The following is a 19,203-nucleotide window of genomic DNA, read 5'->3' on the forward strand; positions in this document are numbered from 1 at the left end:
AGGTACAGCCCCGGCCTGGTGCGCACCGGATGGTCATGCCCTATACCGGCGCAATACGGTTTGCCCATGGCATCCCCCTCCCTGCTGCGGCGTGCCCGCGCGCACGCTCCGTGGTCGGCGGCGGCGTGGCGGGACACCGTGTTCACCGCGTCCGGGGTGCCGCTCCAGCTCGCCGCCTGGGCGATCGCCGGCCTGCCCTGGACGCTCTGGGAGCCGGACGCCCCGCCCGCGGTCCTGCTGGCCTCCGTCGTCCCCGTGGCGGCCGTGGCGGTGCTGGTCTTCCCGCTGGCCTCGGCGCAGCGCGAGCGGTGCTGGGCGATGCTCGGCCTGCGCGTCGCCCCGCCCCGGGAGCGCACCCTGGCCGCGATGGGGCGCCCGCTCCGCTACCACCTGCTCGCCGGGCCCGCGCTGGCCTGCGGCGGGCTGCTGGTGATCCTCGCCTGGGCGGGCGGGCTCGGGCTGTCGGCGATCACGGCGTACGGGTGGACGCTGCCGTCGGCGAACCCGTTCCTGTACGCGCCCCTCACCCTGGCCGGCCTCCTCCTGCTCGCCGCCGCGCCCTGGCTGGCCGCGGCCGTCCGGAGCCTGGACGCCCGCGCCGTCGCGGCGCTGCTCGGCCCCGACCGGGCCGCGGAGCTGGAGCGCCGGGTCGAGGACCTGGCCGAGAAGCGCGCCGGGGCCGTGGACGCCGCCGACATCGAGCGCCGCCGGATCGAGCGGGACCTGCACGACGGCGCCCAGCAGCGGCTGGTGTCGCTCGCGATGAACCTCGGCCTGGCCCGCGAGACGCTGACCGGCCTGCCGGACGAGGCCATGCGGGTGATCGTCGAGGCGCACGAGGAGGCCAAGGAGGCGCTGGCCGAGATGCGCGCGCTCATCCGCGGCCTGCATCCGGCCGTCCTGGAGGACCGCGGGCTCGACGCGGCGCTGTCGGGTGTCGCCGCCCGCGTCCCGCTGCCGGTGCGGCTGCGCGTCGACGTCCCCGACCGGGCGTCCTCGACCGTCGAGGCCGTCGCGTACTTCGTCGTCTCCGAGGCCCTCACCAACGTGGTCAAGCACGCGCGCGCGTCCAGCGTCGAGATCGACGTCGAGCGGCGCGGCGACGTCCTGCGCGTGCGGGTCGCCGACGACGGCGTGGGCGGCGCGGACCCGGCCGGCGGCTCCGGGCTGGTGGGGCTGGGGCGGCGGGTCGGGTCGGTGGACGGTACGTTCCGGATCGTCAGCCCCGCCGGAGGGCCGACCACCGTCACCGTGGAGCTGCCGTGCGCATTGTGATCGCCGAGGACTCGGTCCTGCTGCGGGCCGGGCTGATCAAGCTGCTGGAGACCGCGGGGTTCACGGTCCCGGCGGCGGTCGGCGACGCCGACGCGCTGCTGGCCGCGGTGGAGGAGCACCGGCCGGACGCGGCGATCGTGGACGTGCGGATGCCGCCGGCGTTCACCGACGAGGGCGTGCGGGCGGCGCTGGTGATCCGGCGGCAGTGGCCCGAGGTCGCGCTGCTGCTGCTGTCGCAGTACGTGGAGGAGCGGTACGCCGCCGACCTGCTGGCCACCAACACCAGCGGCGTCGGCTACCTGCTCAAGGACCGGGTCGCGGACGTGTCGGCGTTCCTGGACGCGCTGCGCCGGGTCGCCGCCGGCGGCACGGCGCTGGACCCCGAGGTGGTCGCCCAGCTGCTGCTGCGCCGCGCCAGCGACCCGCTCGAACGGCTCACCCCGCGCGAACGGGACGTGCTGGGCCTGATGGCCGAGGGCCGTTCCAACGCGGGCGTGGCGGCCGCGCTGGTGATCAGCGAGAGCGCGGTCGCCAAGCACATCAACGGGATCTTCGCCAAGCTCGACCTGCCGCACGCCGAGGGCGACCACCGGCGGGTGCTGGCGGTGCTGCGGTTCCTGGGCGGCGGGTCGTGAGCGGCGCCGCCCCGGAGGCGGGGGAGCGGCGGCGGGCCGTCTGGGTGGCGCTGGCGATCGCGACCGCCGCCGTGGTGGTGCTCCCGGCGGGCCTGTACGCGTGGGGGACGGCGATCCGCCGCACGTCGTCGGCCACCGAGACCTTCCGCCGCCCGATCGGCGAGCTGGAGATCGACGCGGGCGGCGCGCGGGTGACCGTCGGGCCGGGCACCGCCGGCCAGGTGCGGGTGGTCGCCCGGCTGACCTGGGCGCTGCACCGGCCGCGGGTGGAGCGGATCTGGGCGGGCGAGCTGCTGCTGCTCAGGTACGCCTGCGAGAGCGACGAGTGGTCGTACCCGGGGCACGGGTGCGGCGCGGACATCGACGTCCAGGTGCCGCCGGGCGTGCGGGTGCGCGCGCAGTCGGGCTCCGGGCTGCTCCGCCTCCGCGGGATCAGCGGGGACATGCGGCTGGAGACGCGGTCCGGGGCCGTCGAGCTGGCCGACGTGCGCGGGCGGGTCTGGGCGCGGGCGGGCTCGGGCGAGATCAGCGGCACCGGCCTGGCGTCGTCCTCGGTGGAGTCCGAGGCCGGCTCGGGGCGGCTCGACCTCGCGTTCGCGGCGCCGCCCCGGTACGTGAAGGCGTCGGCGGGGTCGGGGTCGGTGCGGGTGACCGTCCCGAACGGCTCGTACTACCGGGTGGGCGCCGAGGCGGGCTCGGGCCGGGTGCGGATCGACCCGGCGCTCAACGACCGCTCCTCGCCGCGGACGATCATGGCGAAGACCGGTTCCGGGGCGCTGACCATCGGGTATCCCGCGGACCGCTGAACGGGGCGCCCGGGCGGGCGGGATTTGCGTCATTTGCGTGTGGCGGGTTTACTGATGACATGACCGCCGTACGCCGCAGCCCCATGTGCCACCTGCGTGCCCCGCAGGCGATGCACCGCTGCGCGCGCGACCGGCGAATGTGTGAGCGCTGAGGGCCCCCGACCGTAGAGCCTCGCGCCCCGAAGCGAGTCCCGCCGACCCCGCCTGCCGCACATGATCTTCGAGCGCCACCTGCTGAGCCACGCGCCGTTCCCGCCCGGCCTGTCCTGATCGCGCGCCCGCTCGCCCCGCCACCGTCCCGTTCGTCCGGGCCCGGCCGCCCATGGCCCGCCCGCATGCCCACGGAATGATTTCCTGTGATCCAGATCAAAGAACTGAGGAAGGTCTACCGCGCCCGAGGACGCGCGGTGACGGCCGTCGACGGCGTCGACCTGTCCGTGCGCGAGGGCGAGGTGTACGGCGTGCTCGGCCGCAGCGGCGCCGGCAAGAGCACCCTGCTGCGCTGCGTCAACCTCCTCGACCGCCCCGACTCCGGCCGGATCGTGGTGGACGGCCAGGACCTCCTCGCCCTCAACGGCGCCGAGCTCCGCGCCGCCCGTCAGCGGATCGGCATGATCCACCAGCACTTCGGCCTGCTGTCCAGCCGCACCGTCGCCGGGAACGTCGCGTTCCCGCTGGAGGTCATGGGCGTGCCCCGCAAGGAGCGCGCCGGCCGCGTCGCCGAACTGCTGGACCTCGTCGGCCTCGCCGAGCACGCGGACGCCTACCCGGCGCAGCTGTCGGGCGGCCAGAAGCAGCGCGTCGGCATCGCCCGCGCGCTGGCCGGGCGGCCCAAGGTCCTGCTCTCGGACGAGGCCACCTCGGCGCTCGACCCCGAGACCACCGCCTCCATCCTGGAACTGCTGCGCGACCTCAACCGCCGGCTCGGCCTGACCATCCTGCTGATCACCCACGAGATGGACGTGGTCAAGCGGATCTGCGACTCGGCCGCGATCATGCGCGAGGGCCGGATCGTCGAGTCCGGCCCGGTCCGCGACCTGCTGCTGCGGCCCGGCTCGGAGCTGGCCCGCGACCTGCTGCCGCTGCCCGCCCTCGACCCGGCCCCGAGCGGCACCACCGTCGTGGACGTCACGTTCGAGGGCGACAGCGCCGACCGGCCGTTCGTGTCCTCGCTCGCGCGCACCTACTCGATCGACGTCAACATCCTCGGCGGCGCGGTCGAGGAGATCGCCGGCACCCGGGTCGGGCGGCTGCGCATCGAGCTGCCCGGCGACCCCGACGTCAACGCCGCCCAGCTCGCCCACCTGCGCGAGGCCGGGCTGGCCGTCGAGGTCCGCACTCCCGCGACTCCCGCCCCGCCCGCCACGTCCACCGTCAGCAAGGAGGCGTCGCTCTCATGACCTGGGACGAGATGCTGCCGCTGCTCAGGCAGGGCAGCCTGGAGACCCTCCAGATGACCGTCTGGTCGACGCTGTTCACCGCCATCGGCGGGATCCTGCTCGGCGTGCTCCTGGTGATCACCGACCGGGACGGCCTGCTGCCCTCGCGGCCGGTCAGCGCCGCCCTCGGGCTGGTCGTCAACATCGGCCGGTCCATCCCGTTCATCATCCTGATGATGGGGATCATCCCCTTCACCCGGCTGGTGGTCGGCACCTCGATCGGCACCACCGCCGCGATCGTCCCGCTGACGGTGTCGGCGATCCCGTTCTACGCCCGGCTCGTCGAGACCGCGCTGCGCGAGGTCGAGCCCGGCACGATCGCCGCCGCCCGCGCGATGGGCGCGTCCCGGACCGAACTGGTCCGCAAGGTCCTGCTGCGCGAGGCCCGCCCCGGGCTGGTCGCCGGCCTCACCGTCACCGTGATCGCGCTGATCGGCTACTCCGCCATCGCCGGCGCGGTCGGCGGCGGCGGCCTCGGCGACCTGGCCGTCCGGTACGGCTACCAGCGGTTCGAGACGACGATGATGATGGCGATCCTGATCCTCCTGGTGCTGCTGGTGGCGATCATCCAGCTGGCCGGCGACCTGTGCGCCCGGCGGCTCACCCACAAGTGACGGCCGCGGCCGTCCCTGAACCCTCACGCAACACATCCACACCCAGAAAGGCACTTGTCGTGCTGCGCAAGATATCTGTCGCCATCGCGTCCGCCGGGCTGCTCTTCGGCCTGTCGGCCTGCGGCGGCTCCGCCGCCGAGGACGACTCGACCCTGACCGTCGGCGCCACCTCCGTCCCGCACGCGGAGATCCTCGACTTCGTCAAGACCGACCTCGCGGGCAAGGCCGGGATCAAGCTGGAGGTCAAGGAGTTCAGCAACTACGAGCAGCTGAACCCCGCCCTCAACGACGGCCAGCTCGACGCCAACTACTTCCAGCACCGCCCGTACCTGGCCGAGTCCAACCAGAAGACCGGGCAGAAGCTGGAGTTCGTCGCGGGCGTCCACCTGGAGCCGCTCGCCGTCTACTCCAAGAAGGTCACCAAGCTCCAGGACCTGCGCCAGGGCGCCACGGTCGCGCTGCCCAGCGACCCGTCCAACCTGGCCCGCGCCCTCAACCTGCTCGCCGCCAACGGCGTCATCACGATGAAGCAGGGCGCCGGCGAGACCGCCACGGAGAAGGACGTTGCGGGCAACCCCAAGGGGATCGAGTTCCGGCCGACCGACGCCGCCGCGCTGCCCCGCCAGCTCGCCGACGTCGACGCCTCGGTGATCAACGGCAACTACGCCCTGGAGGGCGGCCTCAGCCCGGCCAAGGACGCCCTGGCCAGCGAGAAGCCGGAGAACAACCCGTACGTCAACGGGCTGGTCACCAAGGCCGAGACCAAGGACGACGCGCAGATCAAGAAGCTCGCCGAGCTGCTGACCGGTCCCGAGGTCAAGAAGTTCATCCAGGACAAGTACCAGGGCTCGGTGCTCCCCGCCGCCTGACGTACGATCCGCCACCCCCGCCGCCCGGGACGTTCCACGGAGAATGTCCCGGGCGGCTGGTATTACTCCTTCCGTCAGCCGGAAGGGGGCTCATGGGCGTTCACGAACACCTCACCGTCTACGACGGCAGGGCGGTCGTCGACTTCGATCCCGATCTCGGCTCGCTGGTCGCGGACGGCCCGGAGCTCGTCCAGGAACTCGACCTCGCCTGGTCGGTGCACCCGGAGCCCGCGTGGCGGATCAGGACGTACCACGACGGGCCGTCGTTCGACGACGTCTTCGCGGCGTTCTTCGAGCAGGTCGACGCGGCCCAGGTGACGCACCTCGTCATCGGCTTCTACAACTCCCGGGACGCGCCCGGCGCCCCGGTGGACCGGCTCGTGGACGCCGCCGGCCGGCTTCCCCGCCTGCGGGCCCTCTTCCTCGGCGACATCGTCTCCGAGGAAGAGGAGATCTCCTGGATCCGGCAGGGCGACATCACCCCGCTCTTCGCCGCCTTCCCCGGGCTGGGACGCCTGGACGTGCGCGGCGGCCCGGGGCTCGCGCTGCGCCCGGTCGCCCACGAGTCGCTCCGGATGCTGCGGCTGGAGAGCGGCGGCCTGCCCGGCAGGGTCGTCCGGGCCGTCCACGAGAGCGACCTGCCGGCCCTGGAGCACCTCGACCTGTGGCTCGGCTCGCCCGCGTACGGCGGCGACGCGCGCATCGAGGACCTCCAGCCGATCCTGAACGGGGCGCGCTTCCCCGCACTGCGCCACCTCGGCCTTGAGGACAGCGAGATCCAGGACGAGATCGCGCAGGCCGTCGCGGGCGCGCCGGTCGTCGCGCGGCTGGAGTCGCTCAGCCTCGCCCTGGGCGTCCTGACCGACACCGGCGCCGAGGCGCTGCTGTCCGGCCAGCCGCTCACCCATCTCGACCTGCTCGACCTGCGCCACCACTTCCTCAGCGACGCGATGATGGACCGGCTCGAGGACGCGCTGCCCGGCACCGAGGTGGACCTGGACCGCGCGGGCGACCCCGAGGGCGAGTGGCGCTTCATCGCCGCCGCCGAATGAGCTTTGACCTGGAAGGAAACTCATGGGCATCTACCAGCACCTCAGCACGCTCGCGGGACGGCCGGTCCTCGACCTGAGCCCGGACCCGGACGGGGACCCGGAGCCCGCCCGCGACGGCGAGGAGGGCGGCGGCGCCGCGCGCTCGGCGGGGGTGGCGTTCCGGCTGGCCGGCTCGTTCGACGGCGTCCCGTTCGACGAGATCCTCAAGGGCTTCCTGGACGGCGCGGACTGCTCCGCGGTGACGCATCTGGTCATCGGCTACTGGGGCGCGTCGTACGACGCGGGCGCCGCCGACCCGGTCCGGCTGCTGGTGGACGCGGCCGACCGGCTGCCGTCGCTGGAGGCGCTGTTCCTCGGCGACATCGTGGGCGAGGAGTCGGAGATCTCCTGGATCGAGCAGTCCGACATCACCCCGCTGTTCGAGGCGTTCCCGAAGCTCGCGCATCTGGAGGTGCGCGGCGGGTCGGGGCTGGTGCTGAACCCGGTCAGGAGCGACGTGCTGAAGACGCTGCGGTTCGAGGCCGGCGGGCTGCCCGCCGCCGTCGTGCGCGCGGTCGGCGACAGCGACCTGCCCGCGCTGGAGCACCTGGACCTGTGGCTCGGCGTCAGCGACTACGGCGGCGACGCGCGGATCGAGGACCTGGCGGCCATCCTGAGCGGCGCGCGGCTGCCGTCCCTGCGGCACCTCGGGCTGGAGAACAGCGAGATCCAGGACGAGATCGCGCAGGCCGTCGCGGCCGCGCCGGTCGTCGCGCGGCTGGAGTCGCTCAGCCTCGCCATGGGCGCGCTGACCGACCCGGGCGCCGAGGCGCTGGTCGCCGGCCAGCCCCTCACCCATCTCAAGCGTCTCGACCTGCACCACCACTACCTCACCGACGCGACGATGGAGCGTCTCCGCACCGCGTTCCCCGGGGTCGAGCTCGACCTGGACGAGCAGGAGGAGCCGGAGGACGACTGGGTGTACGTCGCGGTGTCCGAATGAATCCCGAAATGCGGGTGTTCGTCGGCGGCGGGTGCGGTCCTGCTGGTAGGACGGGTCCCGACGATCATTCCGAGGGGATCCTGTGACGATCAACGAGCATCTGACGGAGTACGCCGGGCTGCCGGTCGTCGAGTTCGAGGGCCCCGCCGGCGGGCTGCCCGAGCCGGGCGCGGTCGCCTGGCGGCTCACGCATGACGACTTCGACGAGGAGGGCCGGTTCGGCCTGCTCTTCCAGGACTTCCTCGACACCGTCGACACCGGGCGGGTCACCCACCTGGTCGTCGGCTGCTGGACGGTCACGCTCAGCGAGAAGGACCCGTACCCGCCGGACCTGCTGGTCGCCGCCGCGCACCGCTTCCCGGCGCTGCGGTCGCTGTTCTTCGGCGACATCGTGCTGGAGCAGCAGGAGATCTCCTGGATCGAGCACGGCGACATCAGCCCGCTGCTGGAGGCGTTCCCGGCGCTGGAGCGCCTCGACGTGCGCGGGAGCGTCGGCCTGGAGCTGAAGCCGTTCCGCGGCGAGGCACTCAGGACGCTGCGCTTCGAGTCCGGCGGGCTGCCGTCGGAGATCGTCCGGGCCGTGTCCGCGAGCGAGCTGCCCAACCTGGAGCACCTCGACCTGTGGCTCGGCGCCGGCGCCTACGACGGCGACGTGCGGGTGGCCGACCTGGCGGAGATCCTGGCCGGCGACCGGCTGCCCGCCCTGCGCCACCTCGGCCTGGAGAACGCCGAGATCGCCGACGAGGCCGCGGCCGCCCTGGCCGGCGCGGCGGTGGTGGCGCGGCTGGAGTCGCTCAGCCTCGCCAAGGGCATCCTCAGCGACACCGGCGCGGAGGCGCTGCTGGCCGGCCAGCCGCTCACCCACCTCAAGCGACTCGACCTGCACCACCACTTCGTCACCGCCCCGATGCGGGACCGGCTGCGCGCCGCCCTCCCCGGCGTCGACATCGACCTCTCCGAGGCGCACGACAGGCACGCAGGCGGGCCCGAGTGGAGCTACATCTACGTCGCCGAGTGATGAACGCGCACCCGAGACCCCCGGAGAGCCGATGAACGACGACCATCTGACCGAGTTCGCCGGGCTGCCGGTGGTGGCCTTCACCCCCGGCACCCGGCCGGACGAGCCGCGCCCGCCCGCCGGGGAGGCCGCCTGGGCGGTGCGGGGCGACTGGGCCAACGAGCCGTACCGCGACGTGTTCGCCCGCTTCATGGACGCGGTCGACACCACGCAGGTGACCGCGCTGGTCATCGGGTTCTGGGGCTTCGACGGCGCCGGCGGGGTGGGGGCCCGCACCCTGGTCGAGGCCGCCGGCCGGTTCCCGAACCTGCGGGCGGTGTTCCTCGGCGACATCGTGGACGAGGAGTTCCACATCTCGTGGATCCAGCACGACGACATCACGCCGCTGGTGGAGGCGTTCCCCGCGCTGGAGCGGCTGGAGGTGCGGGGCGGCCTCAACCTCGCGCTGAGCCCGATCCGGAACCCGAACCTGAAGGTGCTGCGGTTCGAGTCGGGCGGGCTGCCCGCCGAGATCGTCCGGGCGGTCACGGCGAGCGACGTGCCCGCGCTGGAACGGCTCGACCTGTGGCTCGGCGACCCGCAGTACGGGGGTGACACGGAGCTCGGCGACCTCGCCCCGATCCTGACGGGCGAGCGGCTGCCCGCACTCCGCCACCTGGGCCTCCGCAACTGCGTCTTCCAGGACGAGATCGCCGCGGAGATCGCGTCCGCGCCGGTCGTGGCGCGGCTGGAGACGCTCGGCCTCGGCATGGGGCTCCTCACCGACCGGGGCGCCGAGGAACTGCTGGCGGGCCAGCCGCTGACCCACCTGAGCACGCTCGACCTGGAGTACCACTACCTGTCCGAGCCGATGATGGAGCGGCTGCGCGCCGCGCTGCCCGGCGTCCGCGTCGAGCTCGGCGAGGCCCAAGGCGCGGCCGAGCCCGACGGCGGCGACGAGGACGACGAATGGGACACCGAGATGTACATCGCGGTGTCGGAATGACGTTCGCCGTCGTCGGGACGCCCGGGGACCGCCGGGTCGGGCTCTTCGCCGCCGCGTGCCGGTCGGCCGGGCTCGCGGAGCCGCGGGTGATCGCGTGGCGGGACGTCCTGCGCGGCGCGGCGTTCGAGATCGCCCCGGGGGCGCCGCTGCGGATCGACTCGCCGGGGGAGGACGCCGCGGTGGACGCGCTGCTGCGCGGCCCCGGCGACCCGGCCCGGGTGGGCGGCGGCGCGCGGTGGTACGCCGCGTTCACCGCCGGGCTGGACCGGATCGCCGGGGCGGCGGCCCGCGCCGGCGCCCGGACGCTGAACGACGCGGACGACATCGCGGTGATGTTCGACAAGCGGCGCTGCCACGAGCGGCTGGCGGCCGCCGGCGTCCCCGTACCGGACGCCCTGCCCGGCGTGACGTCGTACGGCGAGCTGCGCGAGCGGATGGCGGCGGCGCGGATGCACCGGGTGTTCGTGAAGCCCGCGCACGGCTCGTCGGCCGCCGGCGTGATCGCGCTGCAGACCGCGCCCGGCGGCCGGATCAGGGCGACCACGTCCGCGGCCCGCGCCGCCGGCGGCGGCTACGCCAACTCGCTGCGCGTCCGCACGTACGAGACGGAGGCCGAGGTGGCGCACCTGGTCGGCGCGCTCGCGCCGGACGGCCTGCACGTCGAGCGGTGGGTGCCCAAGGCGGCGCTCGGCGGCCGCGTCCTCGACCTGCGGGTCGTGGTGATCGCGGGCGAGCCGTCCCATGCCGTGGTCCGCACGAGCCGTTCCCCCATGACGAACCTGCACCTCGGCGGGGCGCGCGGCGATCTCGGCGCGGTGCGGGAGGCGATGGGGGAGGACGGCTGGCGGCGCGCGCTGGACGTGTGCGCGCGCGCCGCGGCCTGCTTCCCCGGAAGCCTGATGGTCGGCGTCGACCTGCTCGTGAGGATCGGCTGGCGCGGCTTCGCGGTCGGCGAGGTCAACGCGTTCGGCGACCTGCTGCCCGGCCTCACCGGCCTGCCCGGCACCGCCGCGGAAGGGCTGGACACCTACACTGCCCAGGTCAGAGCCGCCCTGCCGGAGAAAATCCCCGCATGCACGACATGAACGAGATCATCGGCAGCCATGATCTGCTGCTGGTGACGCTCGACACCCTGCGCCACGACGTGGCCGCCGAACTCGCCGCCGCCGGCGCGACCCCGACGCTCGCCGCGCACCTCCCGGGCGGCCGGTGGGAGGAGCGGCACACGCCGGGCAGCTTCACGTTCGCCGCCCACACCGCCATGCTGGCCGGCTTCCTCCCGACGCCCGCCGGCCCCGGGCCGCACCCGCGGCTGTTCGCGGGCCGCTTCCCCGGCAGCGAGACGACGGCGCCCGGCACCTGGACGTACGACGCCGCCGACCTGCCCGCCGCCCTCGCCGCGATCGGCTACCACACGGCCTGCGTCGGCGGCGTCGGCTTCTTCAACAAGCGCACGCCGCTCGGCTCGGTGCTGCCCGGCATGTTCGCCGAGAGCCACTGGGAGCCGGAGTTCGGCGTCACCGACCCGGCCTCGCTGGAGCACCAGATCGACCGGGCGGCCGAGATCGTGGCCCGGCAGCCGCCCGGCCGCCGCCTCTTCCTCCTCCTGAACGTGTCGGCGCTGCACCAGCCGAACTGGTTCCACCTGGAGGGGGCCGGCCGCGAGCACGGCGACACCCGCGAGAGCCACGCCGCCGCCCTCCGCTACGTCGACCGGCACATCGGGCGGCTGTTCGACCTGATGCGCCGCCCGACGTTCGCGATCGTCTGCTCCGACCACGGCACCGCGTACGGCGAGGACGGCCACACCGGCCACCGCCTGGGCCACGAGGTCGTCTGGACCGTTCCGTACGGGGAGTTCACTCTGCAATGACCGGACCATACGAGAGCCCATACGCCAGCCCATACGAGAGCTACGTCTACGCCTACCCGCACAAGACGGCCTACCGCCCTCTCGATCCGCGCCCGCCGCTGCGCGACGTGTGGGCCGGGGAGGAGCGCGACGCGCTCTTCCTCTACCTGCACGTCCCGTTCTGCGAGATGCGCTGCGGCTTCTGCAACCTGTTCACCCGGACGGGCGCGCCCGAGGAGCTGACCGGCGCCTACCTCGGCGCGCTCGACCGCCAGGCGGGGGCCGCCCTCGACGCGCTGGGGGACGCCGCGTTCGCCATGGCCGCGTTCGGCGGCGGCACCCCCACCTACCTGACGGCGCCCGAGCTGGAACGGCTGTGCGACATCGCGGCCCGGTTCGCCGACCTCGGCTCCGTCCCGCTCGGCGTGGAGACGTCGCCGGCCACCGCCACCGCCGACCGGCTCGCCGTCCTGCGCGACCGCGGCGCCACCCGCGTCTCGATCGGCGTGCAGAGCTTCCTGGACGAGGAGGCCCGCGCCGCCGTGCGCCCCCAGAAGCGCGCCGAGGTGGAGGCGGCTCTCGGCCGCATCCGCGCCGCCGGGTTCCCGGTCCTCAACATCGACCTCATCTACGGCATCGCCGGCCAGACCACCGCCACCTGGCTGCGCTCGCTGGACGCCGCGCTCGCCTGGCGCCCCGAGGAGCTGTACCTCTACCCCCTGTACGTGCGGCCCCTCACCGGCCTCGGCCGCCGCCCCCGGGACTGGGACGACCAGCGGCTCGAGCTCTACCGCGCCGGCCGCGACCACCTCCTGGCCGCGGGGTACGAGCAGGTCTCCATGCGGATGTTCCGCCTCCCCGGTACGGGAGCCGCGGGCGGTACGGGAGGTACGGGCGGGACCGAGTACTGCTGCCAGACCGACGGCATGGTCGGGCTCGGGTGCGGCGCCCGCTCGTACACCACGGAGCTGCACTACTCGTTCGAGTACGCGGTCGGCGCGACGCCCGTGCGCGCGATCATCGACGAGTACGTCCGGGAGACCGACTTCGGCACCGCCCGCGTCGGCTTCGCCCTGGACGCGGAGGAGCGCCGCCGCCGCCACCTGATCCAGTCCCTCCTCCAGGCGGACGGCCTGGACCGCACCGCCTACAAGGAGCGCTTCGGCACCGACGCCGCCGACGACTTCGACCTCGCCCCCTTCGAGGACCGCGGGCACCTCCACCGGGACGCGTCGGCCGTCCGCCTGACCCCCGAAGGGCTGGCGTACTCCGACGCCATCGGCCCCGCCCTCTTCTCCCGGCGCGTCCGCGACCTCATGGCCGCCTACGAGGCCCGCTGATGGCCGGGCCGACGCGGCCGGACCCGACCCGGCTGGACGCGACACGGGCGGACGCGACACGGCTGGACGCGGCACGGGCGGACACGGCGGAGCGGCTGACGATCCTGTACCGGGGGCCGCTGGCGAGCTGCGACTACGACTGCCCGTACTGCCCGTTCGCGAAGCGGCGCGACACCCCGGAGCAGCTCCGCGCCGACCGTGCCGCGCTCGAACGCTTCACCGCCTGGGTGCGCGAGCAGGACCACGCCGTGTCGGTCCTGTTCACGCCTTGGGGAGAGGGACTCGTCCGCTCCTGGTACCGGCGCGCCCTCGTCGAGCTCAGCCACCTGCCGCACGTCGAGCGGGTCGCCATCCAGACGAACCTGAGCCACCGCACCGGCTGGACCGCCGAAGCCGACCTCTCCCGCCTCGCGCTCTGGACGACCTTCCACCCCGGCCAGGTGCCGTACGACCGGTTCCTCGGCAGGTGCCGGGAGCTGGCGGCGCGCGGCGTGCGGTTCAGCGTCGGGGTCGTCGGGCAGCCCGAGCACCTCGACGCGGCCAGGCGCCTCCGCGCGGACCTGCCGGCGCACGTGTACCTGTGGGTGAACGCGGCAGAGGGGCGTTCCTACACCGACGCCGAGGCCGCCGAGTGGACGGACCTCGACCCGCTCTTCGCCCACAGCCGCGAGCCGCACCCCAGCCGCGGCCTGCCGTGCCGCACGGGCGACACCGTCGTGTCCGTGGACGGCGAGGGGACGGTGCGGCGCTGCCACTTCGTCCCGGCCGTGCTCGGCAACCTCTACGACGGGTCGTTCCGCGCCCGCCTCAAGCCGCGGCCGTGCCCCCTGGACGTGTGCGACTGCCACATCGGCTACGTGCACCTGGAGCCGCTGGGGCTGTACGACACGTTCCGGGGAGGCGTGCTCGAACGCATTCCCTACCTCTCCCGTGAAGGCGCCGGCTGACGGCCACCGTGCCGTCTCGACCCGCGGGCGCCCCTGATGGGTTAGGGAAGTACCAATCAGGGGGCGCCCGCGGGGGCGAACCGGGCGGGGCCCGGCCGGTCTCAGGTCTCCTTCTCCGGCTTGTAGTCGCGCGCGTCGACGCCGAACGTCCAGGCGACGCCCTGCCGCGCCGTCCGCGTGCCGGGCGGCACCCGCAGGTAATAGGTGCGGTACGTGCCGTCGGGCTCCGGGGTGGAGTTGACGACCTCGACCATGGCGATGGGCTCGTCGCCGGGCAGGTCGATGCGCCACAGGACGCCGGTCGAGTCGCGGTGCGCGGGATGCGCGCCCGACTCGGCCAGGTAGCGGTCGTAGCCGTAGATCTCCAGCATGACCCGGCGCTGCTCGGCGTTTGCCTCGTTCCGGATCCGCTCCGGGCTCAGGTCGGTCAGCGACGCGATGAACCCCGCGGGGAGCGGCATGCCGCGCCAGGCGTGCAGCGCGAACCCGTCGCCGTACGCCAGCGCGGGGCCGTCGCCGCGGTGCAGCCGGCCCGGCTCGTCGCGGTGCAGCTCGCGCGGCCGCTCGGAGACGATCGCGATCCGCTCGTACGGCCACCACCAGCCCGCCGCGCGCGCGACCTCCGCCAGCGCGGCCAGCGCGCCGCCGAGGCGGCCGCGGGTGTCGGCCAGGGAGAGGAAGGGGGCGTCGTGCTGCCCGAGCACGGCGTCGAGGGTCGCGGCGCGCAGCAGCGACGAGGTGGCGAAGTCGTCCGCGGCGAGGTCACCGACGGCCTGCCGGACGCGGGAGACCAGATCGTTGACCGGGCCCCACAGCCGCCCGCCGCTCTCGGCCCACGCGCGCGCCCAGCGTTCCGGGCCCAGCTCCTCGCTGATCTCCGTGCGGGCGCGTTCCCACGGGCGGGTGCGGACGGCGTCGCGCACGCTCGCGCCCGCCGCCGCGGGATCGAGCAGGGCGAGGACGGGCTCCAGGTACTCCCGCAGCCCGGCCTCCGCCAGCTTCTCCCGGTGGCCGCCGATCAGCGCGGCGGCGAACGCGCCGTACGCCGGGGACGGCACCCAGACGATCTCCTCGGGCGCGGCCAGGCCCGCCTCGGCGTACGCGGCGCGCACGCCGGCCTCGGCGCGCTCGCGGTCCGCCGTCTCGGTGGGGCCGGCGGCGAACGCGGCCGCCTGCCAGTCCAGTACGGTCTCGACGCGGGTCAGGGTCTCCATCGGTCGCCCCGGCTCAGTCGGCGACGACGCGGACGGCGCCCGGCACGTACTCGCGCTGGCGGATCACCCGGAACCAGCCCTTGGGCAGCGAGATCTCCGCGTGCTCCTCGTGTACCAGCCGGCCGCCCGACGGCAGGTGCAGGTGGTCGGGAGTGAGCGGGTCGCCGTCCTTCAGCAGCGAGCCGGGCGCGGCGATCGCGTGCGCGTGCCCGGTCGCCTCGCCCAGCGCGAGCACCATGCGGCCCCGCCCGTCGCGCGGGGCGGCGGGCAGATCGCGCACGGCCTGCGGCACGTCCGCCTCGGGAACGGGCAGGATGAGAATGTCTCCCTGTCGGTACATGCGCCGCAACGTACCCGGCGCCACCGACATTCTCGGGAGACCTCAGTACCCCCTGGTACGGCGGGCGGCGGGCCGGGCCCAGCGGCCGGAGGCGCCGAAGCCGACGCGCTGGAACGCCCGCACGAGCTCGCCGCCGAGGTTGACCCCGGCGCCGAGGGCGAGCGCCACCGACAGGGCGCCGATCAGGCTCAGCACGCCGGCCTGCGGGTCGCCGGAGTTGAGCTCGACCAGGCCGCGGTAGAGCGCCGTGCCGGGCAGCAGCGGGCCGATGGCCGGGACGATGTAGGGCAGTACTGGAGCGTTCCTACGGCGGGCCAGCATGCTGGCCAGCAGGCCGATGAGCACGGCCGCGACGGCGGCGGCCATGACCGGCACGAAGTCCCGGTTCAGCAGCGCGACGTAGATCATCCAGATCAGCGCGCCGCCGAACGCTGAGGCGACCAGGACGTTCCGGGGCGCCGCCAGCGACACCGCGAACGCCAGCGAGATCGCCGCCGCCGCGCAGATCTGCACCGGCTGGAACAGCGCCGGCGCGCTGGGCAGGTGCTCGACGCCGACGTCGATGCCGAACCTGGATCCGGTGCTCACCACGATGCCGAGGCCGGCCACGATCGCGGTGATGATGAAGAAGACCTCCAGCAGCCGGGCGCCGCAGCTGACCAGGTCGCCGGTGATGCCGTCCTGGATGCTGGCCACCAGCGGGCGGCCCGGCAGCTGGGCCAGGATGGCGCCGGTGACGATCGAGGGGGCGTCCTGGGGCTGCCCCCAGGCGACGACCAGGATGGCGGCCGAGGCGCCGATCGACGAGGCCACCCCGAGCTGGAAGAACTCGGCCATGCCGCGGCGGGCCAGCGCGGCCGCGGCGCGGTCGCCGAGCATCGTCGCCACGAACGCGGTGACCGCGACGAGCGGGCCGCCGCCGACGAGCACCGCCGCCGACGCGGAGATCAGCCCGAACGACACCACCAGCAGCCACGGCGGGTACGGGGCGCGCCCGCGCTTGATCTCGGCGAGCCGCGCGTGCGCCTCCTCGATCTCCAGCATGCCGATCGAGGCGTCCTGGACGAGCTGGTGCAGCGCGGTCAGCCGCCAGTACGCGGGGGTGCGGCGGCGGATGGCGCGGGCGGCGGTGACCGGCAGCGCGCCGCCGCCCGGATGCGCCGAGACGAGCAGGCTGGTGAGGGTGACCTGGACCTCGCAGCGCGGCAGCTCGTAGGCGACCGCGAGGCCGAGCATCGCCTCGTTCACCCGTTCGGTGGACTCGCCGCTGGCGAGCAGCAGCTCGCCGACGCGCAGGACGAGGTCGATGGTGCGGGCCTCGACGATCTCACCGGGCTCGTCCTCGGGCGGTTCGGGGAGGGACCCGTCCATCAGGGTGTGCCAGGCTCGCCGCAGGCGCTCGGCCGCCCGCCCAGTGACCGGTGGTGCCATGTCCTCCGCCCGTTACCGCTGATCCGACGGAGACTGTACCCCCGACGCGATCATGCTTAAGCCCACGGGAACGGTGGCGTTGTCCACAGAAGCCGATTCGGTGCCGGGGCGTCGGCCGGGGCTGGTACCAAGGACGGATGAGCACACCGGAGAAGCCGCGGGACGCACTCCCAGAAGACCCATCGGAGGACCCGTCGGAAGCCCCGCCGGAGGATCTGCCGCAGGGCCCGCGGGACGAGTCGCGGGACGATCTGCGGGAGGACGCCGAGCGCTGCCTGCGGGCGCTGGCGGGGGAGCGGGCGCGGCTGCGCGAGGACCAGTGGACGGCGATCCGCGCGCTGGTCGTCGAGCGGCGGCGGGCGCTGGTCGTGCAGCGCACCGGCTGGGGCAAGTCCGCGGTGTACTTCGTGGCGACCCGGCTGCTGCGCGAGCGCGGCGCCGGGCCGACGGTGATCGTGTCGCCGCTGCTGGCGCTGATGCGCAACCAGATCGACGCGGCGGAGCGGGCCGGCATCCGCGCCCGCACGATCAACTCCGCCAACACCGAGGACTGGGATCGGGTCTTCGCCGAGGTCGAGGCCGGCGAGGTCGACGTCCTGCTGGTGAGCCCGGAGCGGCTCAACAACCCCGACTTCCGCGATCTGGTGCTGCCCAAGCTGGCGGCCGGGGCGGGCCTGGTCGTGGTGGACGAGGCGCACTGCATCTCCGACTGGGGCCACGACTTCCGGCCCGACTACCGGCGGCTGCGCACGCTGCTGGCCGAGCTGCCGCCGGGCGTGCCGGTGCTGGCGACGACCGCGACCGCCAACGCCCGCGTCACCCAGGACGTCGCCGAGCAGCTCGCCGCCGACGACGCGCTCGTGCTGCGCGGCCCGCTCGAACGCGACTCCCTCCACCTGGCCGTCGTGCGGCTGCCCGACGCCGAGCGCCGCATCGCCTGGCTGGGCGAGCACCTGGACGCGCTGCCCGGCTCCGGCATCATCTACACGCTGACCGTCGCCGCCGCCCACGAGATCGCCGGCTTCCTGCGCGAGCGCGGCTACGAGGTGGCCGCGTACTCCGGCCAGACCGAGCCCGCCGAGCGGCTCCAGGCCGAGCAGGACCTGCTCGACAACAAGCTGAAGGCGCTGGTCGCCACCAGCGCGCTCGGCATGGGCTTCGACAAGCCCGACCTCGGCTTCATCGTCCACGTGGGCGCGCCGCAGTCGCCGGTGGCCTACTACCAGCAGATCGGCCGGGCCGGGCGCGGCGTCGACCGCGCCGAGGTGATCCTGCTCCCCGGCGTCGAGGACCGCGACATCTGGGCCTACTTCGCGAGCCTGGCGTTCCCGCCCGAGCCGGTCGTGCGGTCCACGCTGGCCGTGCTGGAGGAGGCGGGCCGGCCGCTGTCGACCGGCGCGCTGGAGCCGCGGGTCGACCTCGGCCGGTCGCGGCTGGAGATGATGCTCAAGGTCCTGGACGTCGACGGCGCCGTACGCCGGGTCAAGGGCGGCTGGACGGCCACCGGGCGGGACTGGGCGTACGACCGCGAGCGCTACGAGCGGGTCGCCGCCGAACGCTCCCGCGAGCAGCGCGCCATGCTCGACTACCTGGCGATCGAGGGCTGCCGGGAGGAGTTCCTGCGCCGCCAGCTCGACGACCCCGCGGCCGCGCCGTGCGGCCGCTGCGACAACTGCACCGGCCGGCACTGGCCCGCCGAGGTCTCCGACGCCGGCGCCGGCCAGGCCCGCGACCGCCTCCGCCGGCCCGGCGTCGAGGTCGCTCCCCGCCGCATGTGGCCCACCGGCGTCAAGGACGACCTCGGCGTGGCCGGCCGCATCCCGCCCGGGCAGCAGGCCGAGCCGGGCCGGGCGCTCGGCCGGCTGACCGACATCGGCTGGGGCAACCGGCTGCGCGAGCTGTTCGCCGGCCCCGACACCGAGATCTCCGCCGACATGTTCGACGCGGTCGTCAAGGTCCTCGCGGCCTGGGACTGGGAGGCCCGCCCGGCGGGCGTCGTGGCGATCGGCTCGCGGTCGCGTCCCGCGCTGGTCGGCAGCCTGGGGCGGCGGCTCGCGCAGATCGGCCGGCTGCCCTACCTGGGCGAGTTCGTCCCGCTGGGCGAGCCGGGGCCGCGCCGCCACAACAGCGCCCAGCGGCTCCGCTCGGTCTGGCACGCGCTGGCGCTTCCGGACGACGTCGCCGCCGCCGTCCGGGACGCGGGCGGCCCCGTGCTGCTCGTCGACGACCGGATCGAGACCGGGTGGACCATGACCGTGGCCACCCGGGCCCTCCGCGACGCCGGCGCGCCCGCCGTGCTCCCGCTGGTCCTCGCGGTGAACGCCTGACCCCGTGCGCGGCCGCCCCGCGCGGGCCGCGCACCGGGCCGGGACCACCGCGACCGGCCGGGAACGAGAGGAAAGTG

General features: G+C 74.5%; 18 protein-coding genes. 15 read left to right on the forward strand and 3 right to left on the reverse strand.

What is annotated here, in order from left to right; translation table 11 throughout:
• Window positions 1–66: 66 nt before the first annotated feature.
• The 14 genes from ACA361_RS28035 (at window position 67) to ACA361_RS28100 (ending at window position 13,814) form a co-directional block, all read left to right on the forward strand.
• Window positions 67–1,275, forward strand: a complete 1,209-nt coding sequence (locus ACA361_RS28035) for a sensor histidine kinase (protein WP_375016703.1) — start codon at window positions 67–69, stop codon at window positions 1,273–1,275.
• Window positions 1,263–1,910: a response regulator gene (locus ACA361_RS28040; protein WP_375016705.1), complete on the forward strand. Its 648-nt coding sequence runs from the start codon at window positions 1,263–1,265 to the stop codon at window positions 1,908–1,910. The genes ACA361_RS28035 and ACA361_RS28040 overlap by 13 nt, the downstream gene beginning before the upstream one ends.
• Window positions 1,907–2,716, forward strand: coding sequence for a DUF4097 domain-containing protein (locus ACA361_RS28045; protein ID WP_375016707.1), 810 nt, complete (start codon window positions 1,907–1,909; stop codon window positions 2,714–2,716). Before ACA361_RS28040 ends, ACA361_RS28045 begins: the two co-directional genes overlap by 4 nt.
• Before the next feature lie 356 nt (window positions 2,717–3,072).
• Window positions 3,073–4,116, forward strand: a complete 1,044-nt coding sequence (locus tag ACA361_RS28050) for a methionine ABC transporter ATP-binding protein (protein WP_375016709.1) — start codon at window positions 3,073–3,075, stop codon at window positions 4,114–4,116.
• Window positions 4,113–4,769, forward strand: a complete 657-nt coding sequence (locus ACA361_RS28055) for a methionine ABC transporter permease (protein ID WP_375016711.1) — start codon at window positions 4,113–4,115, stop codon at window positions 4,767–4,769. Before ACA361_RS28050 ends, ACA361_RS28055 begins: the two co-directional genes overlap by 4 nt.
• A gap of 59 nt (window positions 4,770–4,828) precedes the next feature.
• A complete protein-coding gene (locus ACA361_RS28060; protein ID WP_375016713.1) occupies window positions 4,829–5,638 on the forward strand; it encodes a MetQ/NlpA family ABC transporter substrate-binding protein in 810 nt (269 codons plus the stop codon).
• Between the two features lie 92 nt (window positions 5,639–5,730).
• Complete coding sequence (locus ACA361_RS28065) at window positions 5,731–6,690, forward strand: STM4015 family protein (RefSeq protein ID WP_375016715.1); 960 nt, start codon at window positions 5,731–5,733, stop codon at window positions 6,688–6,690.
• Between the two features lie 22 nt (window positions 6,691–6,712).
• Window positions 6,713–7,672, forward strand: coding sequence for an STM4015 family protein (locus ACA361_RS28070; RefSeq protein WP_375016718.1), 960 nt, complete (start codon window positions 6,713–6,715; stop codon window positions 7,670–7,672).
• An 82-nt stretch (window positions 7,673–7,754) separates the two neighbouring features.
• Complete coding sequence (locus ACA361_RS28075; RefSeq protein WP_375016720.1) at window positions 7,755–8,690, forward strand: STM4015 family protein; 936 nt, start codon at window positions 7,755–7,757, stop codon at window positions 8,688–8,690.
• A 31-nt stretch (window positions 8,691–8,721) separates the two neighbouring features.
• Window positions 8,722–9,675 (forward strand): STM4015 family protein, encoded by a 954-nt coding sequence (locus tag ACA361_RS28080; protein ID WP_375016723.1) that lies wholly within the window; start codon window positions 8,722–8,724, stop codon window positions 9,673–9,675.
• Window positions 9,672–10,760, forward strand: coding sequence for an STM4014 family protein (locus ACA361_RS28085; RefSeq protein WP_375016725.1), 1,089 nt, complete (start codon window positions 9,672–9,674; stop codon window positions 10,758–10,760). The genes ACA361_RS28080 and ACA361_RS28085 overlap by 4 nt, the downstream gene beginning before the upstream one ends.
• A complete protein-coding gene (locus ACA361_RS28090; protein ID WP_375016915.1) occupies window positions 10,757–11,548 on the forward strand; it encodes an STM4013/SEN3800 family hydrolase in 792 nt (263 codons plus the stop codon). Before ACA361_RS28085 ends, ACA361_RS28090 begins: the two co-directional genes overlap by 4 nt.
• On the forward strand, window positions 11,545–12,867 hold the full coding sequence (locus tag ACA361_RS28095) for an STM4012 family radical SAM protein (protein ID WP_375016727.1): 1,323 nt from the start codon (window positions 11,545–11,547) through the stop codon (window positions 12,865–12,867). The genes ACA361_RS28090 and ACA361_RS28095 overlap by 4 nt, the downstream gene beginning before the upstream one ends.
• Window positions 12,867–13,814 (forward strand): STM4011 family radical SAM protein, encoded by a 948-nt coding sequence (locus ACA361_RS28100; RefSeq protein WP_375016729.1) that lies wholly within the window; start codon window positions 12,867–12,869, stop codon window positions 13,812–13,814. Before ACA361_RS28095 ends, ACA361_RS28100 begins: the two co-directional genes overlap by 1 nt.
• A gap of 101 nt (window positions 13,815–13,915) precedes the next feature.
• On the opposite strand, the gene ACA361_RS28105 is transcribed toward ACA361_RS28100, so the two are convergent.
• From ACA361_RS28105 to ACA361_RS28115, 3 genes are read right to left on the reverse strand one after another with little or no spacing between them, the layout of a single operon-like run.
• Complete coding sequence (locus ACA361_RS28105) at window positions 13,916–15,028, reverse strand: DUF6745 domain-containing protein (protein ID WP_375016731.1); 1,113 nt, start codon at window positions 15,026–15,028, stop codon at window positions 13,916–13,918.
• Between the two features lie 13 nt (window positions 15,029–15,041).
• Window positions 15,042–15,368 carry a hypothetical protein gene (locus ACA361_RS28110; protein ID WP_375016733.1) on the reverse strand — a complete coding sequence of 109 codons (327 nt, stop codon included), beginning with the start codon at window positions 15,366–15,368 and terminating at the stop codon, window positions 15,042–15,044.
• A 42-nt stretch (window positions 15,369–15,410) separates the two neighbouring features.
• Window positions 15,411–16,799: a threonine/serine exporter ThrE family protein gene (locus ACA361_RS28115; protein ID WP_375016735.1), complete on the reverse strand. Its 1,389-nt coding sequence runs from the start codon at window positions 16,797–16,799 to the stop codon at window positions 15,411–15,413.
• A 137-nt stretch (window positions 16,800–16,936) separates the two neighbouring features.
• Between ACA361_RS28115 and ACA361_RS28120 the strand changes: the two genes are divergently transcribed.
• The gene (locus ACA361_RS28120) at window positions 16,937–19,126 is read left to right on the forward strand and encodes a RecQ family ATP-dependent DNA helicase (protein ID WP_375016737.1); all 2,190 of its coding nucleotides are present in this window, start codon (window positions 16,937–16,939) and stop codon (window positions 19,124–19,126) included.
• Window positions 19,127–19,203 lie beyond the last annotated feature (77 nt).

The organism is Actinomadura sp. 21ATH, assembly GCF_041951345.1.
In the GTDB taxonomy this organism is placed as follows: domain Bacteria; phylum Actinomycetota; class Actinomycetes; order Streptosporangiales; family Streptosporangiaceae; genus Spirillospora.

Coding starts and splice junctions, on each gene's coding strand:
- ACA361_RS28035 (WP_375016703.1), top strand. CDS start 67: ATGGCATCCCCCTCCCTGCTGCGGCGTGCCCGCGCGCACGCTCCGTGG.
- ACA361_RS28055 (WP_375016711.1), top strand. CDS start 4,113: ATGACCTGGGACGAGATGCTGCCGCTGCTCAGGCAGGGCAGCCTGGAG.
- ACA361_RS28065 (WP_375016715.1), top strand. CDS start 5,731: ATGGGCGTTCACGAACACCTCACCGTCTACGACGGCAGGGCGGTCGTC.
- ACA361_RS28070 (WP_375016718.1), top strand. CDS start 6,713: ATGGGCATCTACCAGCACCTCAGCACGCTCGCGGGACGGCCGGTCCTC.
- ACA361_RS28080 (WP_375016723.1), top strand. CDS start 8,722: ATGAACGACGACCATCTGACCGAGTTCGCCGGGCTGCCGGTGGTGGCC.
- ACA361_RS28085 (WP_375016725.1), top strand. CDS start 9,672: ATGACGTTCGCCGTCGTCGGGACGCCCGGGGACCGCCGGGTCGGGCTC.
- ACA361_RS28090 (WP_375016915.1), top strand. CDS start 10,757: ATGAACGAGATCATCGGCAGCCATGATCTGCTGCTGGTGACGCTCGAC.
- ACA361_RS28095 (WP_375016727.1), top strand. CDS start 11,545: ATGACCGGACCATACGAGAGCCCATACGCCAGCCCATACGAGAGCTAC.
- ACA361_RS28100 (WP_375016729.1), top strand. CDS start 12,867: ATGGCCGGGCCGACGCGGCCGGACCCGACCCGGCTGGACGCGACACGG.
- ACA361_RS28105 (WP_375016731.1), bottom strand. CDS start 15,028: ATGGAGACCCTGACCCGCGTCGAGACCGTACTGGACTGGCAGGCGGCC.
- ACA361_RS28110 (WP_375016733.1), bottom strand. CDS start 15,368: ATGTACCGACAGGGAGACATTCTCATCCTGCCCGTTCCCGAGGCGGAC.
- ACA361_RS28115 (WP_375016735.1), bottom strand. CDS start 16,799: ATGGCACCACCGGTCACTGGGCGGGCGGCCGAGCGCCTGCGGCGAGCC.
- ACA361_RS28120 (WP_375016737.1), top strand. CDS start 16,937: ATGAGCACACCGGAGAAGCCGCGGGACGCACTCCCAGAAGACCCATCG.